General features: G+C 31.1%; 17 protein-coding genes and 2 pseudogenes. 11 read left to right on the top strand and 8 right to left on the bottom strand.

The genetic code is table 11. The annotated features are described in order from the left end of the window. Nucleotides 1-28 precede the first annotated feature (28 nt). Nucleotides 29-196, bottom strand: a pseudogene (locus ACWJJ7_RS06190) (IS1595 family transposase); the annotation flags it as partial. A 413-nt stretch (nt 197-609) separates the two neighbouring features. Between ACWJJ7_RS06190 and pepF the strand changes: the two are divergent. Then, nucleotides 610-2,433, top strand: a complete 1,824-nt coding sequence (gene pepF / locus ACWJJ7_RS06185) for an oligoendopeptidase F (RefSeq protein WP_462964406.1) — start codon at nt 610-612, stop codon at nt 2,431-2,433. 254 nt (nt 2,434-2,687) lie between these two features. Here pepF and ACWJJ7_RS06180 read toward each other — a convergent pair whose 3' ends face one another. Together ACWJJ7_RS06180 and ACWJJ7_RS06175 are read right to left on the bottom strand one after the other, a co-directional pair. Further along, entirely contained in the window at nt 2,688-4,118 is a 1,431-nt protein-coding gene (locus ACWJJ7_RS06180; RefSeq protein WP_165413980.1) for an MFS transporter, read from the bottom strand. Nucleotides 4,119-4,137: 19 nt separating this feature from the next. Next, nucleotides 4,138-4,572 (bottom strand): MarR family winged helix-turn-helix transcriptional regulator, encoded by a 435-nt coding sequence (locus ACWJJ7_RS06175; RefSeq protein WP_165413979.1) that lies wholly within the window; start codon nt 4,570-4,572, stop codon nt 4,138-4,140. A gap of 194 nt (nt 4,573-4,766) precedes the next feature. Between ACWJJ7_RS06175 and ACWJJ7_RS06170 the strand changes: the two genes are divergently transcribed. The 3 genes from ACWJJ7_RS06170 to ACWJJ7_RS06160 all read left to right on the top strand — a co-directional run bounded on the left by ACWJJ7_RS06170 (nt 4,767) and on the right by ACWJJ7_RS06160 (nt 7,100). Continuing rightward, nucleotides 4,767-5,021 (top strand): hypothetical protein, encoded by a 255-nt coding sequence (locus ACWJJ7_RS06170; protein ID WP_165413978.1) that lies wholly within the window; start codon nt 4,767-4,769, stop codon nt 5,019-5,021. A gap of 156 nt (nt 5,022-5,177) precedes the next feature. Further along, a complete protein-coding gene (locus ACWJJ7_RS06165) occupies nt 5,178-5,513 on the top strand; it encodes a cupin domain-containing protein (protein WP_165413977.1) in 336 nt (111 codons plus the stop codon). Between the two features lie 384 nt (nt 5,514-5,897). Continuing rightward, nucleotides 5,898-7,100 carry a NupC/NupG family nucleoside CNT transporter gene (locus tag ACWJJ7_RS06160; RefSeq protein WP_462964405.1) on the top strand — a complete coding sequence of 401 codons (1,203 nt, stop codon included), beginning with the start codon at nt 5,898-5,900 and terminating at the stop codon, nt 7,098-7,100. Nucleotides 7,101-7,260: 160 nt separating this feature from the next. Here the strand turns inward: ACWJJ7_RS06160 and ACWJJ7_RS06155 are convergent. Then, a pseudogene (locus tag ACWJJ7_RS06155) lies at nt 7,261-7,353 on the bottom strand (MerB-like organometallic lyase SaoL); the annotation flags it as partial. A gap of 91 nt (nt 7,354-7,444) precedes the next feature. On the opposite strand from ACWJJ7_RS06155, the gene ACWJJ7_RS06150 reads away from it, so the two are divergent. Then, nucleotides 7,445-8,044, top strand: a complete 600-nt coding sequence (locus tag ACWJJ7_RS06150; RefSeq protein WP_165413975.1) for a sugar O-acetyltransferase — start codon at nt 7,445-7,447, stop codon at nt 8,042-8,044. A 232-nt stretch (nt 8,045-8,276) separates the two neighbouring features. On the opposite strand, the gene ACWJJ7_RS06145 is transcribed toward ACWJJ7_RS06150, so the two are convergent. Further along, the gene (locus ACWJJ7_RS06145) at nt 8,277-8,696 is read right to left on the bottom strand and encodes a hypothetical protein (protein ID WP_462964404.1); all 420 of its coding nucleotides are present in this window, start codon (nt 8,694-8,696) and stop codon (nt 8,277-8,279) included. A 283-nt stretch (nt 8,697-8,979) separates the two neighbouring features. Between ACWJJ7_RS06145 and ACWJJ7_RS06140 the strand changes: the two genes are divergently transcribed. Then, nucleotides 8,980-9,744 (top strand): helix-turn-helix transcriptional regulator, encoded by a 765-nt coding sequence (locus tag ACWJJ7_RS06140; RefSeq protein ID WP_462964403.1) that lies wholly within the window; start codon nt 8,980-8,982, stop codon nt 9,742-9,744. A gap of 47 nt (nt 9,745-9,791) precedes the next feature. Here the strand turns inward: ACWJJ7_RS06140 and istB are convergent, their stop codons facing one another. Both istB and istA read right to left on the bottom strand, forming a co-directional pair. Beyond that, a complete protein-coding gene (gene istB / locus ACWJJ7_RS06135; protein WP_462962969.1) occupies nt 9,792-10,556 on the bottom strand; it encodes an IS21-like element helper ATPase IstB in 765 nt (254 codons plus the stop codon). Next, the gene (gene istA, locus ACWJJ7_RS06130) at nt 10,553-12,148 is read right to left on the bottom strand and encodes an IS21 family transposase (protein WP_462962970.1); all 1,596 of its coding nucleotides are present in this window, start codon (nt 12,146-12,148) and stop codon (nt 10,553-10,555) included. Before istA ends, istB begins: the two co-directional genes overlap by 4 nt. An 88-nt stretch (nt 12,149-12,236) precedes the next feature. Here istA and ACWJJ7_RS06125 point away from each other — a divergent pair, with 88 nt between their 5' ends. The 5 genes from ACWJJ7_RS06125 to ACWJJ7_RS06105 all read left to right on the top strand — a co-directional run bounded on the left by ACWJJ7_RS06125 (nt 12,237) and on the right by ACWJJ7_RS06105 (nt 15,197). After that, nucleotides 12,237-12,449, top strand: coding sequence for a WCX domain-containing protein (locus tag ACWJJ7_RS06125; RefSeq protein ID WP_462964949.1), 213 nt, complete (start codon nt 12,237-12,239; stop codon nt 12,447-12,449). Between the two features lie 67 nt (nt 12,450-12,516). Then, nucleotides 12,517-12,957 (top strand): GyrI-like domain-containing protein, encoded by a 441-nt coding sequence (locus ACWJJ7_RS06120; RefSeq protein WP_165413972.1) that lies wholly within the window; start codon nt 12,517-12,519, stop codon nt 12,955-12,957. Between the two features lie 152 nt (nt 12,958-13,109). After that, entirely contained in the window at nt 13,110-13,361 is a 252-nt protein-coding gene (locus tag ACWJJ7_RS06115) for a YoaP domain-containing protein (protein WP_462964402.1), read from the top strand. Between the two features lie 52 nt (nt 13,362-13,413). Further along, nucleotides 13,414-14,283: a radical SAM protein gene (locus ACWJJ7_RS06110; protein ID WP_462964384.1), complete on the top strand. Its 870-nt coding sequence runs from the start codon at nt 13,414-13,416 to the stop codon at nt 14,281-14,283. A 611-nt stretch (nt 14,284-14,894) separates the two neighbouring features. Continuing rightward, entirely contained in the window at nt 14,895-15,197 is a 303-nt protein-coding gene (locus ACWJJ7_RS06105) for a hypothetical protein (RefSeq protein WP_462964401.1), read from the top strand. 275 nt (nt 15,198-15,472) lie between these two features. On the opposite strand, the gene ACWJJ7_RS06100 is transcribed toward ACWJJ7_RS06105, so the two are convergent. Continuing rightward, nucleotides 15,473-15,955 carry an alpha/beta hydrolase gene (locus ACWJJ7_RS06100; RefSeq protein WP_462964400.1) on the bottom strand — a complete coding sequence of 161 codons (483 nt, stop codon included), beginning with the start codon at nt 15,953-15,955 and terminating at the stop codon, nt 15,473-15,475. Nucleotides 15,956-16,077: the final 122 nt, after the last annotated feature.

Here is a 16,077-nt window from a genome sequence, read left to right as displayed (position 1 = left end):
GAAAGAGATGTATGTGACTGAACTAATAAATGTTTCCTACCCTATCAATAGCACATAGTACGCAAATCTGTTCCTTTGATATACCTCTTTTTCTCTTTTCATCTTTACTACTTCTACTACCCTTAACCCCACGCATATGTGGTTCTCGTGGCATTATAAAAGTAGTGCTTTTCTTATGATTCCCTTTAAATGACTCACAAAAGATTAAGAAATAACACGAGGTATAAGCATTTTTGTACATAGTGTTATTTTTTTTCTGAAATTATATTAGATAAGATGTACTGAAGAATTTGCATCTTATCTAATATAGTTAACTAAGGTCTATTATAAAACTTTATTTAATATAATATTTAAAACAATTATATTAAAAAGGTAGGGAATAGATGAAGCTTATAAAATTAAATAAAGATAAAATTTTTTAGATTGTTATTGGCTTAGGAGCTTTTCTCATAGGTCACGTTTGTTATTTGCTAGTTTAGCACGTATTTGTATTAGGTGAATGAGCATATCGTTTTTTCTTCCTTTAATTATAGAATGTATAATTAAGATACATTTTATAATATTCAGGCACTTCAAAGCAAGCGTATAACTAAAAAAGGGGGATTGACAATGAAAACAATTATAAAAGAAAGAAAAGATGTAGATAACTCGCTTACTTGGGATTTATCCTCATTGTACCAAACAGATAGACAGTATAATGAAGCTATAATAGGTTTAGAAGAGCTTACGTTGGAAATAGAAAAAAACTATAAAGAAAAACTAAATTCAGCTAAGATGATAAATGAGTGTTTGGATAAAATGAGAATGGTAATGGAAAATGAAAATATTTTAGAAACTTATGCAAGTCTTGCAGTTTCTACAGATCAAACTAATATAGAAAATCAAGCTAGATATATGAAGTTTATTAACATAGCATCAAATTTACAAAGTAAATTAAGCTTTGTAACAAGTGAAATTAATGAAGCAGACGAAAAAATAATAGATGAAGCAATAGAAAAATCAAAAGAAAATAGCCATTATTTAAGTGAATTAAAAAGGATTAAAAAACATTCACTACATCCAGAAGTAGAAAAGGTATTATCATCTTTATCAGGAACTTTAGATGCTCCTTATTCCATATATGGTACAACTATATCCAGTGATATGGATTTTAAAAAGTTCAATGTAGACGGTACTGAATATCCTCTTAATTTTGTGAATTTTGAAAATGAATGGGAGTTCGAAACTAATACTAAAATTAGAAGAGCAGCGTTTGAAGCTTTTTCTTCAAAACTCGGAGAATATCAACATACAGTAGCTGCACTTTATCAGACTCATGTTCAAAAAGAAAAGACATTAGCAACTCTTAGAGGCTTTGATTCTGTTATAGATAGTTTATTATTTCCCCAACAGATAAGTAGGGAATTATATGATAGACAAATAGATATAATCATGGAAAAGCTAGCACCACATATGAGAAAATATGCAAAACTGCTTCAGAAAATTCATAAAATTGATGAAATGACCTTTGCAGATTTAAAGCTTGAAGTAGACCCTGATTTTGAGCCAAATGTATCCGTAGAAGAGTCTAAGAAATACATTCAAGGGGCATTATCAGTATTAGGTGAAGATTACTTAGAAATGGTTAAAAAGAGTTATGATGAAAGGTGGATTGATTTTGCTGTAAACAAAGGAAAATCAACAGGAGCTTTTTGTACTACTCCTTATGGAAGTCATTCTTTTATTTTGATATCTTGGTCTGAGAAAATGAGAGAAGTATTTGTACTTGCTCATGAATTAGGTCATGCAGGTCACTTTAAGCTAGTTAATGAAAATCAAAATATTTTTGATGCAGAACCATCTTTATATTTTGTAGAATCACCATCTACTATGAATGAATTACTTATGGCAAATTATCTTATGAAAACAAATGATGAACCTAGATTTAAGAGATGGGTATTATCTTCTGTTATTAGCCGTACTTATTATCATAATTTTGTAACTCATTTATTAGAGGCTGCATATCAAAGAGAAGTTTATAAAGTAATAGATGAAGGTGGAAGCGTGCAAGCTTCAAATCTTAATGAAATAAAAAAAGGTGTGCTAGAAAAGTTCTGGGGAGATTCTGTGAAAATAGTTGATGGTGCAGAACTTACTTGGATGAGACAGCCACATTATTATATGGGACTTTATCCATATACATATAGTGCTGGACTTACAATAGCTACAGAAGTAAGTAACAGAATTTTAAAAGAAGGACAACCAGCAGTTGATGACTGGAGGAAAGTACTAAAAGCAGGAGGAACTAAGTCGCCAATAGAACTTGCTAAAATGGCAGGAGTAGATATAACAACAGAAAAACCGCTATTAGATACTATAGAGCATATAGGAAATATAATTGATGAAATAATAAAACTTACAGAAAATATGGAGGAATATGCATTGAAAGCATAAGCACAGTGGTTTCGTCCTCTCAAATATCCCAGGGGTGCTTTTTCTTGCACAATAGGATGGGATTTTATAACTGGATTGGGATCACCTAATATAAAAAAATTAATTAAAACCTTAGCTATTTAAGTGAAAAGTAAGTAAATAAATATACAGTGACTTAATAGAAAATTTGAAGAATCTGTTAAGTCACTTTTTCTTTTAACTATTTTAAATACATGTTAAGAAGATTTATAAGAAGCTGTGTAGATCAGGTGTTTTTAGTTTTCTAATTTATATTTACTACTAAATAATCTTAAAGAGGTTAAAATTGCTCCAATCATACAAATAACTGCTGCAGCTATATATACAGCTTTCATGCCGTAAATAAATGCATCATTTCTTCCTACTACGTAATCTGTTACATTGTATCCAATTTTATAGCTCATCATGCTATACAAAAGAGTTGTGGATAAAGCTATGCCGCATACCATTCCCAAATTTCTTACAAGTCCATTTACACTTCCTGCAATACCCAGCTTATCCTTTGATACTGTTGACATTATTAAAGAAGTATTAGGTGATTGGAATAACCCATTACCCAGTGACATAACCCCTATGAAAATTACCATGCTTATAGTTGAAGAGTTCTCATTTAGAGTTGACATTAATATTAAACCTAAACTTAAAACTACTAACCCAATAAAAGTTAAAATTTCTGAGCCTATTTTATCTGATAAATGTCCACTAAGAGGTGCCACTACAGACAAAACTAATGGATAGATCATAAGTAATAAACCAGTAGATGAAGGTGAAAAATTCATCACATCCTGAAGATAAAAAGGTTGAATAATAGTTGAGCAAAAGATGGCTACAAAGGATATGAATCCACAAAATATACTGAGTGAAAACAATTTATTTTCGAAAATTTCTAGCTGTAATAAAGGGTCTTCACATTTCTTTTCCACCATAACAAATACAATAAAAGAAATAATTGCAATTAAAAACCCTAATAAAATTATGGGCTGAGTAAATCCAACCTCTTGACCTTTACCTAAAGCTACAAATAGAGAAACTATAGCAAACATAAACAATAACGCTCCTAGTACATCCAATTTTCCATTTGCTTTTTTGTGTTCTTTAGGAAGTACCTTAAAACTATAAAATAAAATTATTATACCTATTGGTACATTTATTAAAAAAATATATTCCCAACTAGTGGCTTGTACTATAAATCCTCCCAGTGGTGGTCCAACTAAAGCTCCAAGTGCCACGAAGGTTCCTGAGATTCCTAGTGCTTTCCCTCTTTCATTTGATGGAAATACTGCAGTGATAATCCCTTGGCTGTTTGCCATAGTGGCTGCGGCTCCTATTGCCTGTATTACTCTAGCGAGAACTAAAACAAACAGTGAGCTTGTTACTCCACAAAATAAAGAACCAAGTGTAAACAAAGCTATTCCAAACTTGAATATCTTTGTTTTAGAAGTTATATCCCCCAATCTTCCAAAAACTAATATAGTTGCTGAAATTATAATTAAATAACTGGTTACTACCAGTTGAATACCTGCTGATGTTACATTTAAAGATTTAGCCATTACAGGTAAAGCTACATTTACAATGCTACTATCTAGGGTAGACATAAAAACTACCATTACAATTATAACTAGAATTACCCATCTGTTTTTATTACTGATATTATTTGTTACTTTCATTTATATTCTCCTTTTATCCTTATAATTTAAAATTTTTCATATTATTTAAAATTTTATTCAATGAATCTAGGGTAATAACTTTCTCCTTTTCACTTAAATCATTTGTTATTAGACCTTCCAACTTATGAATTTCATTGAGCACTTTTGGAATTATAATCTTAGCCTTCCGTGTTAAATATAATTTATATGCTCTAGAATCGGCTTCATCCTCTTTTCTATCTAAGTATCCAAGGTTTATAAGTTTTGTGACAGTCCTAGCTGACATTGCCTTATCAAAACCTAATTCTTTACTTATTTTATTCTGGCTTATACCTTCATTTTCATTTAATGCAAGTAAATATGGGTAAGAACCACTGCTTAATTCATATTTCTTTAACACCTTATCCAAATAAACCTGGGTGGTTCTAAAAATTTTATTATTGAGTTTAATTAAATGCATTATATCTTCTTTCAAAATTTAACCTCCTTATACTCAAGTATCTTAAAAAACTTCTTGTTTTAATTGACAAGTCAACCTTATTATAGAACGATTTTGTTGACTCGTCAACTATATATTTAAACCAAAAATACAGGTATATTTTAAAACTTCTGTAGAACATTATATATATAGTAGGTTAAAAAATATTATGTGCTATGGAGGTGTATAAAATGTCAACGAAAAGTACAATTTATGAAGTTACAATAACAGAAGAGGGGCTTGAAAATTATAACCGTGATACGATTAGTGCAAAAGACATGGCTGAAAATTTAGGCATTGATGCCGTGATGACTGATTTTCAGTGGGATGAAGATATGGAGAGAGGTTTGATTCTTACTGCCAGAATCATAGATGATATATCAGTAGAAGATGCTTTATCTGAATTGAAAAATGCTGACTATATTGATCATGTAGAAGAAAGTTAGCAAAATAAATTGTGCCCGCAATTTGTTAATATACCCCGGGAAATTTTCTGAAGGAGACTGCAACTGCGGATAATTATTATAAAAGGTAACGTAAGTTACGGACTTTTATCACTAATAGTAATATACTGTAATCAAGAAATTTAAGGGGGTAACAGCATGAAAAGCTTAATTAAAAATATAGAATTCTCGAAAGTAATTGATTTAAAGAACTTAATATCTTATCAAGAGGCCCAGGTTATAAGTAGAACGATTGCGCAGACACCATCTGTGAGTATTACATTATTCTCATTGGATAAAGGAGAAGGTATCAGCACCCACGTAACTCCTGGAGACGCTATGGTTCAAGTATTAGATGGTGAAGCGGAAATTACCATCGATAATGATATTTTCAATGTTAAGGCAGGCGAAACAATAATCATGCCTTCTAATGTTCCTCATGGACTTGAAGCTCGCGCAAGATTCCAAATGCTTTTAACGGTGATAAAAGGTTAAATAATTAAGGTTGTAGCAATGGCAGTTATGTGGTGGACATAATAGATGTTAGTTTAATTAAAAAAAAAGCACTAAAAACTTTTCTGTTGATTAGTTTTTAGTGCTTTTGTTTTTAGGAATTCTAAAGCAATATCCTATTTTTTAAGAAACTTAATCTATTTTATTAAATTCGACAAATTATTTAAATAAAGATACTACTAGCTACTATCCTACGGTATAATAAAGTGTAAGATTTTAAAAATGGTTGTATAAAATAAACTAATAAAGCATCTTGAAAATAGACTAGCGCATTAACTTGTTATTTTTTTGAAGATTTCTAAAGGGTTAAATTATCAATAATTAATAAAATCATATAAGAGTAAGGAGAGAGTGGGGTAATAATTTATGATAATAATAAGAAACTTATTAGGGATTGTAATGTTATTTGGTGTTTTATATCTAGTATCAAATAATAAGGCTAATCTTAATAAAAAATTAATTATTAAGGCATTTGCTATACAATTTGTAGTGGCAATCTTATTAGTTAAAGTTCCATTGGGAAGAGTAATTATACAAAATGTATCGGATGGGGTTAGTAATGTCTTAAACTATGGTAGTGAGGGACTAAATTTTGTATTTGGATCATTAGCAGACGGCAAAGCACCAACAGGAATGGTATTTGGCATACAAGTATTAGGTAACATAATATTCGTATCAGCATTGGTTTCAGCTTTATTTTATCTAGGAGTTTTAGGGTTTATTATTAAGATAATAGGTGGGGCGATAGGAAAAGTTATTGGAACAAGCAAGGTAGAAAGTTTTGTGGCAGTAGCAAATATGTTTTTAGGGCAAACAGATTCACCATTACTTGTAAGCAAGTATATACCTAAAATGACTGAAAGTGAAATAATGCTAGTGCTTGTATCAGGTATGGGTAGTATGTCGGTTAGTGTAATAATGGGATATGTTGGTCTTGGAATACCTATGGAATATCTTTTAATTGGTAGTACATTAGTGCCACTCGGAAGTATAATTATTTCTAAAATATTAATTCCTGAGGTAGAAGTGGCGAGTGAAATAGATAATTTAAAAATAGATAATAAGGGTGATAATGAAAACTTAATATCAGCTATTTCAGAAGGCGCATCTGCAGGACTTAATATGGCTCTTGGAATTGGTGCAGTGCTTATAGCAATAGTAGCACTAGTTGCAATGCTTAATGGGTTCCTTGGAATCTTTGGAGTATCACTCGAAGGAATACTCGGATATGCATTTGCACCAATAGGTTATTTAATGGGTGTTCCGAATGACCAAGTATTACTTGCAGGGCAATTACTTGGAAGTAAGATGGCGTTAAATGAGTTTGTAGCATTTGGACAACTTGGTAAAGTAATAAGCACATTAGATTATAGAACAGGACTTATGCTTGCAGTATCATTAACAGGTTTTGCAAATATATCAAGTATGGGAATCTGTGTATCAGGAATATCAGTATTCTGTCCAGATAAGAGAGGACAACTATCAAAACTTGCTTTTAGAGGGATGATAGGTGGTTTCTGTGTAAGTGTATTAAGTGCATTAATTGTAGGCTTGATTATTGCAATTTAAAATATTATAACAATGATGAGAGTCAATGTTTCTAAAACAAGCAGTTACAAAGTTAGTTATATAAAATAATAATATAAAAAAAGATGTGGGCTTCATAGTTTAAAATGAAGCCCATATCTTTTTTTGTAAATTGAAGTTTTTTTCAGCAGCTTCCTGACTAGTTTTGATTTTTATTCAGATCTACATGGAGTACATGCGTAAGCTCTGGACTATAACTAGCAAGTTGCCCATTTTTTATCTCAACAAAGATATCTCCAGAGCGGTTGTAAGGCATTAGCAAATATGGTAAAATAATAAAAGAAAATGCGATTTTTAGACGTTATAGAATATGGAGGGAAGAGTTTATGACAGAAAAGGAAAAAATGTTAAGTGGGAAACCATATAAAGCATTCGAAGAAGAACTATCATCTGAACGCCAATATGCAAAAGAAATGATATTTGACTATAACACTCTACGCCCAAGTCAATGTGAGAAGCAAAAGGAAATTGTAAAAAAATTATTAGGTGTAGTTGGAAATGGGTTCCATATAGAATCACCATTTCGATGTGACTATGGATATAATATTTTTATTGGAGAAAATTTTTATAGTAACTACAATTGTACTATTTTAGATTGCGCTAAGGTTACAATTGGTGATAATGTTATGTTTGCACCAAACGTAAGCCTTTTTACTGCAGGTCATCCTATTCATTTTGAACCTCGAAATGCAGCACTTGAATATGCATTTCCAATTAATATAGGCGATAATGTTTGGATAGGAGGCGGTGTTATAGTGAATCCAGGAATTACTATTGGTGATAATGTAGTGATTGGCTCTGGTAGCGTTGTAACTAAAAATATTGCATCTAATTCTATAGCTGTAGGTAATCCTTGTAAAATAATAAGAGAAGTTACAGAGGAAGATAAGAAATACTACTTTAAAACTTTAAAATTTAATAAATAGAATACCCCTATAAAATAGGTATTTACAAATAACACCGGCTAGATAGCAATTGATAAATATCTTTCGAAATGTTTGACATAAAAATACTCCTCCTTGCAATTTTTGATAATTAGCTTATCTCAATTATTGCCAAGAAAGAGTACTTTTTATTCTGTTTACACAAAATTATTTACAGGCCTTATCTATATCAATCATTCATAAATAGAATAATAGGTCTTATTTATGAATACATTTATAACTTGCCAAATTTTTTAAGATGGTCAATCACACTCATTGCATTCGTGTCTTTTACATTCATTGCAATCGTGTCTTTTACATTCATTGCATTCGTGCCTTTTACATTCATCGCATTCATGTCTTTTACATTCATTACAATCGTGTCTTTTACATTCATCGCATTCATGTCTTTTACATTCATTGCAATCGTGTCTTTTACATTCATTGCATTCGTGTCTTTTACATTCATTACAATCGTGTCTTTTACATTCATTGCATTCGCGTCTATTACATTCATCGCATTCATGTCTTTTACATTCATTGCATTCGTGTCTTTTACATTCATCGCAATCATGTCTTTTACACTCATTCCATTCGAGTCTTTTACATTCATTACAATCGTGTATGAGGGACTTTTTACGTTGTTGTTTATCATATTCGCTCATATCAGCGTGCCAATAACTATACATAGTTTTACCTCCTAGCAGTATCAGTTTTTCTAACTGCTACTCTATGTTATTCAGATAAAGATATATTGTGATTAATTATCTAGTATTAAAATGTTTGAGGACTAGTTGCACCGAAAGGTAAGCTAAGAAAAAATATTAATAGGTTAACAGAGGGGATGTGGTAACTTTTAACCATGCTGAGTTATATATCACTTATAATATGACTTGATGGTGTCATATTATAAGTGTATACTAAAGTAGGGTGATAAAATGCAAATTAACCGATTATTCGAAATCGTATATATCCTGCTTGATAAAAAAACAGTAACGTCTAAGGAGCTTGCAGAGCGATTTGAAGTATCAACAAGGACAATTTATCGTGACATTGAAACGCTGTCCTCTGCGGGAATTCCTGTATATATGAGCAAAGGTAAAGGAGGAGGAATTTCTCTTTTATCTGATTTTGTGCTTAACAAAGCTGTTTTAACTGAGAAAGAGAAAGCGAATATTATATCTTCTTTAAAGGCTGTAAGTTCAGTCAATCTTAGTGAAACAGATACCGCACTTGAAAAACTAAGCAGTTTATTTGGGGAAACTAATACAGACTGGATTGAGGTGGATTTTACATCTTGGCATAATGCAGAAGAAGAAAAAGAGCTGTTTTGCAACTTGAAATCTGCGATACTGAGTAAAAATACCATTTCATTTTCTTATTCTAGTGGCAAGGGTGAAAATACAAAACGTCAAGTTTATCCTCTAAAACTGTGTTTTAAAGGACAAAGTTGGTATTTGTACGGATACTGCAAAACAAGGTGCGATAATAGATTTTTCAAGTTAAGACGAATGAAATCGTTATCTGTTCTTGATGAAACTTTTCATAAACGACCACCCACACAAGTGTTTAGTAAAAAAGATATGTTAAAAGAAGATTTTATTACACTAACGCTCAAACTATCAAAAAAGATGGCTTATTGTATTTGTCAAGTGAAAACTCCCCCATATTCTAACCCAAAACTCCTCTACCAAAAATTGTAAAAAATAATATTCCCTCCAAATTAATTATATAGTGAAGAGAAATTTTATTATTGTTTTGCGAGCCATTCTTTAGTTTCCTTTAATCTGTAGGAGGTACCATTCATATTTACTATATATGCCTTATGCGTAAGTCTATCGATCATTGCAGCGGTCATAATAGGGTCTTTAAATATCTCATTCCACCTTTCAAAGGATAAATTTGTGGTTACTATAGTTGATTTTCTACCTGCTCTTAATGATAAGTGACTAAATAAAAGTTCTGAACCTTCTTTATCATAAGAAATATATCCCAATTCATCAGCAATAATTAAATCATACTTATCAAATTTATTTTCAAATGCTCTTAATACTTTCTGAGAACGACTTTCTTTTAATTGGGTGATAAGCGATGATACCGTAATAAAAAGAACTTTATAGCCAGCTAAACAAGCTTTTATTCCAAGGCCAATACTCATGTGGGTCTTGCCTGTCCCAGGATTTCCAGCTAAAATTACATTTTGTCCTGTACTAATAAATTCAAGTGAACTTAACGTCTTTAATTTCTTTTTAGCATCAACTGGTAAATCTTCAACTACAAGATCTTCGATATATTTTTTATAAGGAAACTTTGCTATTCTAATTCTATTTTGTTTACTACTTTCACTTCTTAAAACAGATTCTTTTTCCAATAATTTGTAAAGAAATTCTTCATAGCTTATGTCATTAATGCAAGCATCTTTCGCACCCACCTCAAAGTTATTTTTTATACCTGCAAGTTTAAGATCTATTGCTAATTCTTCAATATCTTTATATAATTTCTTCTTATTTATCATATTATAGCCACCTCATTATTAAAATCTTCCGTTGATATTGGGATTAAAGCTTTATACACATCTAGTAAACCGTTAGGTTCAAATTCAACAGTTGAATTTAGTTGGATAACATTATTTTCGATAAAATTAGTATAATCTCTATTACAAATAGACTTTATTTTTTCGGTTGTTATATCCGTAGGATTTATTTTATTTAATAAATTTATTGCATTTAGGACCTTAGAGATATTACTTTTACCTATAAATAAAAGTAATTCTATAAAATCTTTCTCTTTTTTGTTATAATAGGTATCATAGATGTTTTGAATCCTAGGGTCTGCTTGTAGCATTGCAGTGCTTGAAGCTAATGATCCTGGCTTTCTTTTAAAGGTATTAAGATAATGTTCAAGCTTAATAGACCATTCATGAAATCCTAACTTCTTTTCATGGGAAGCTATTTTTTTACCCTCACTAAAGCAAACAATGTCATTGGAATATATTTTTATGAATATTCTTTTTCCAACATACATATCAGGTACAGAATACCGACAGGTATTCACTGAGAATGTCGAATATTTATCCACTCTAGGTTCTTCTATCCTAGCAGTGTCAAGTTTTGCAATATAAGGCCCCATATGTTGTCTTTCCTCATTAAGAATTTCTTTTGCAGTTTTCATATTTTTTATTTTTTGTGGTTGGCTATTCAATTTATCGCATGTTTCCATCAGATATTTATTAGCTTCTTCTAATGATTTAAAACTATCATTTTTACAAAAAGACTTACGTCGTACTACCTCTACACTTCGCTCGACATGACCTTTTTCATTTCCAGCTCGAGTATTGCAAAACCTAAAGTCAAAGCCATAATACATGGACATTTTAAGCAATGCATCCGTAGGTTCTTTCTCAGTAGGTCCTACAAATTTTTTAACTGCAACTCTCATGTTATCATAAACGATTGTTCTATATACTTGTCCTATATGTTCAAAAAACAAAGCATGAGCTTCTTGAAAACACTCTGAATTTTGTTTAGCAAATAACTGTGCATATCTATAATTCCCTTTTGCAGATGTAAATACAGCCATTTGAAATGTTCTATCCAGAGCATTAATAGTTAACTTTACTTCCCCCCAATCAAATTCACAAATATCCCCAAGCTCATATTCTGATTTTATAAATGCCTCGGCTCCATTCTCAAGTAATTTATTTATATAGTTACTCACAGTTGGATAACTTATATCGTAATCGTCTTCTTTTAACGCTTCATATATATCAATTTTCTTTTTTTGCTGCTTATGCCTCCCGGCATGCCGTTTTTGCTGGTTTTCTTCAATATACCCCTTTATCTTATTTATAATTTCTTCGGTTAATTTTTTCTTTTTTCTATTTATGCAATAGTATTTAGGTTTCTCAACAATACTGTCCTGAAGTTCTCTTATATCATCAATTCCTCCATTAAAATTCAAAATTTCTTGTCTTGCCACTTCGTATTCTTTAACATATTTACTAATAGTTTTTCTATCAATTCCAGTCTCTCTAGCTATGGACCTTTGAGACTTTCCGTTTAGATGTGCCGATATTATGATGTGTTGTTTTTCACTCAATTTAATCATCTCCATTTCCCCCTCTTATGATGCCTCTCATAAGAAAGTTTACTGTAAGGTGGGGGATATTTCAATTAGAATTGTGGGGTAGTTTTAGATTAACATATACACTTATCGTATATATGATGAATTTAACACTTTTGAACAGCTTGAAGATGGTAGTTTTATTGCAGAAATTATTTTTCCAAAGGGAGATTTGATTTTTAACTATATCACTTCTTTTGGCGAGGATTGTGAAGTGCTATCTCCTGAAGAAGTTAGACTTGATGTGAAAACAAAGCTTCAAAATACTCTTAAAAACTATTTATAATATGACATACAGTTGTCAGAGTAAGTGTCGTATAATAGCCTTATAAAATAAATGGAGGTTATTAAAAATGAATTATGAAATGGTAAATTTAGAGCAAAAAACAGTTGTCGGTGTTAGTGCAATTACTAGTAACAGTGATCCTAAAATGAGTGCAGTTATTGGTGGACTTTGGGAAAAGTTATATCAAGGTGGAGTGAATCCTGCAATCAAAAATAAGATTAATGAGTACGCTATTGGACTTTATTCTGACTACTCAAATGACCAATATTGTGTGACTGCAGGCAATGAGGTTTCAAAACCAGAGAATGATGAACTGGCTGTAAAAATTATTCCTGCAGGAAAATATGCAAAGTTTTCAGTACACGGACATATGGAAAAAGTAGTTGCCGAGGCTTGGGGCGAAATCTGGAAAATGGACTTGAACAGAAGTTTTACTGGAGATTTCGAGGAATATCATAACAGTGATTGGGAGAATGCGGACATTGATATTTACATTGCATTAAAATAAAATCCAATTTAGTGGGTGTGAAAGGAGTGTGATAATATGGAGATTATAACATTAACAAAGGATTTCTTCTTGCTGATACATCACAACCATTTTATGAACTTTTATATTTACCTTTTAAAGAAAATATATCAAAGCCCCAGTTCAAACCTCATGTGAAAACACCACAAATTATAGAGCAAGGATTTGTTTTGTATTACTCAAATCAATGTCCTTTTACAGTTAAGTATGTTCCACTTATTGAAAATGTGGCAAAGCAAAAAGGAATTCCGTTCAAGAGTATACTCTTTGAAACAACGGAGCAAACACAAAATGCTCCTGCTCCGTTTACCACATATAGTCTGTTTTACAATGGCGAATTTCTACAAACGAAATACTGTCGGAGAAAAAGTTTGAAAAGATATTAACTGAAAAGGGTTTGTAAGGAATTATTTGATTAAGAGATTTAGGGGTGGTTTAATGCATTACCAAGAATACAAATCTATTCTTTCGCCTAAAAACGGAATGAATATATATAGAGGTTGCAGTCATGGGTGCATTTATTGTGATAGTAGAAGTAGCTGTTACAATATGAAACATGATTTTTGTGATATTGAGATTAAGAGAAATGCACCCCAAATGCTTGAAGAGACATTAAAACGCAAACGAAAAAAATGTATGGTTGGTACAGGTGCTATGAGTGACCCATATATTCACGTAGAAGAAGAACTTTTGTATACTCGCAAATGCCTTGAAATCATAGATAAGTACGGCTTTGGACTTTCTATATTAACTAAATCAAATAGAATTTTACGTGACTTAGATTTGCTTAAAAGTATAAATAAAAAATCAAAATGTGTTGTGCAGATGACTTTAACTACATCTGATGAAAATTTGTGTAGCGCCATAGAACCTAACGTTTCAACTACAAAAGAGCGTTTTGAAACTTTGAAAATAATGAGTGAAAATGGAATTCCTACGGTGGTTTGGTTATCACCATTTTTGCCATTCATAAATGACAGCGAAGAAAATTTCCAAAGACTATTAGATTACTGTATTGAAGCAAAGGTTTATGGGATTATGTGTTTTGGAATTGGTTTAACGTTGCGTGAGGGAAATAGAGAATATTTTTATGAAAAATTAGATGAGTGTTTCCCCTATATGAAGCAAAAGTATATTAAAACGTTTGGTAATTCTTATGAGTGTCACAGCGATAACCACAGTAAACTTATGAAAATTTTGTATTACGAATGTAAAAAACATAGTATTTTAGTGGGAGTAGATAATGTTTTTTCCTACTTGAATTCATACGAAGATAAAAATTCAAATGATCAGATTAGTTTATTTTGATAAACTGGGCGGACTAAATTAGCTCGTCCAGTTTTGTATATTAGTAAATAGCGACTTTATGAAAGGATACTCTGGACTATTTTGGGCATGTAAGGAAAGAAAACAGATCCATCACATGTTAAAAATGTGTAGATCTGAAATATATTAATTAAAACTCATTCGTTTATCGTTTTTAAATATCTTTCTTGAGGGGTTGCCATCAACCCTGTAAACTCTATTGTTTGTTAAATCATAAATTGACGACCAAACGGTGTAGTGAGTCAAAATATAGCTTTATGAAACTATTATTATGATAAGATTATTTTCGATATTATGCAAGTATTTTAAGAAAATTTCTTTTAAAAATGATATAACTGTCTTTGATGAATATGTAAGCTCAATTAATACAGAGACTTTGGTTTGTCCATTTTGTGGCGCTAAACATGCATTATATCCATTTCGGGTACATGCTTTTACTACTTTTAGCACTATTAATCTACTAAAATCATATTGATTGTAAAAATTTATTACAAAGTGTGATAAATAATGATAATATTATGTATAAGAGTTACGACGCAGTTGTTAGATAATGTGCAGTAACAAAAGTTGAGGTTAGAAGGAGTTGATTAAATATGTCTGATAAAAATAATATTAATAATGAGAATCCCAATAATAATGAAAAACAAGATAAACAGAATTATTATCTTGGTGCTGGAATTGGAATTGGATTAGCATTTGGGGCAGCATTTGGAGTACTATTTAATAATATAGCTATTGGAGCTGGATTGGGTATGCTTCTTGGGATAGTCATAGGTGTACTAATGGATAAAAATAAAAAGGATGTAAAAAGAGACTTAATTAAAGTTGTTTTAGTGAGTATTATAGGTGTAATTCTTGTATCATCGGTACCTAAGATTATTGCTTATTTATGGTAATTTAACTGTTATTATATAAATTTACTGATGCACATCATTCTTAAAAGGCGCCTAACAAAGTGATACGCCTTTTATGGTTTTGTCATCTATGATAACTAGGGCTTACAGGTACGCTGGACCTTGTTGTAGGTTATTTATAATATGCTAATATACCTTTTTGGCGGGATAGGCAAAACTACCCAATTTAACTTCTTTGACCTTTTAATTTTTTTGCACGAAATCATAAATTTCATATTAATTAGGCAAAATAAATTTCCGATATTTATTATAAAATCCTATTTAATTCCAATGAGTGAAATTAAACCATTTGCTAAAGTTTCTCCCCAACATAAATAATCATGACCACTTTTAAACTTTTCAAAGTCAACCGTATAGCCTTTTTTTAGTAGTACATTTCTTAATTTTACATTTGTATAAATTATCTGTTCTTTAAGTTCAATAACGCCTACATTCAAATAAAACTTTAAAGGTAATTTATCTATTGCTTCGTATTGGGTAGCTAGCCAACACTGGATTTCATAACCTTTTGGGCAATAACTATAGGAACCAGACTGAGAAAGCACGTTACCGAAAACTTCAGAATGTTTTAATCCTAAGTAAGCCGCAGCTAACCCACCTAAACTAAATTCACCGATTATGGACTCAGAACTTTTAGTAGAAATATTATAATTATCTCTGACCCATGGAATTATTTCTTTAACTATGATATTTCCGAAGGTAAATATGGCTTGCCTTTTTGGTGTACGGGAACCATTCATGTAAAAACGGGCCACTTCCCATTTTTATACATAATATATTTGAATTTACTCTGAATAATAGTGATATATGGTACATAATGGTATACTTTACTTATAAGTTGGTTCATAATGGTAATTTATTG

The organism is Clostridium sp. CM042 (assembly GCF_055080995.1).
Note: the sequence above shows the minus strand (reverse complement) of the source record. Positions and strands in the feature narration are given on the sequence as shown.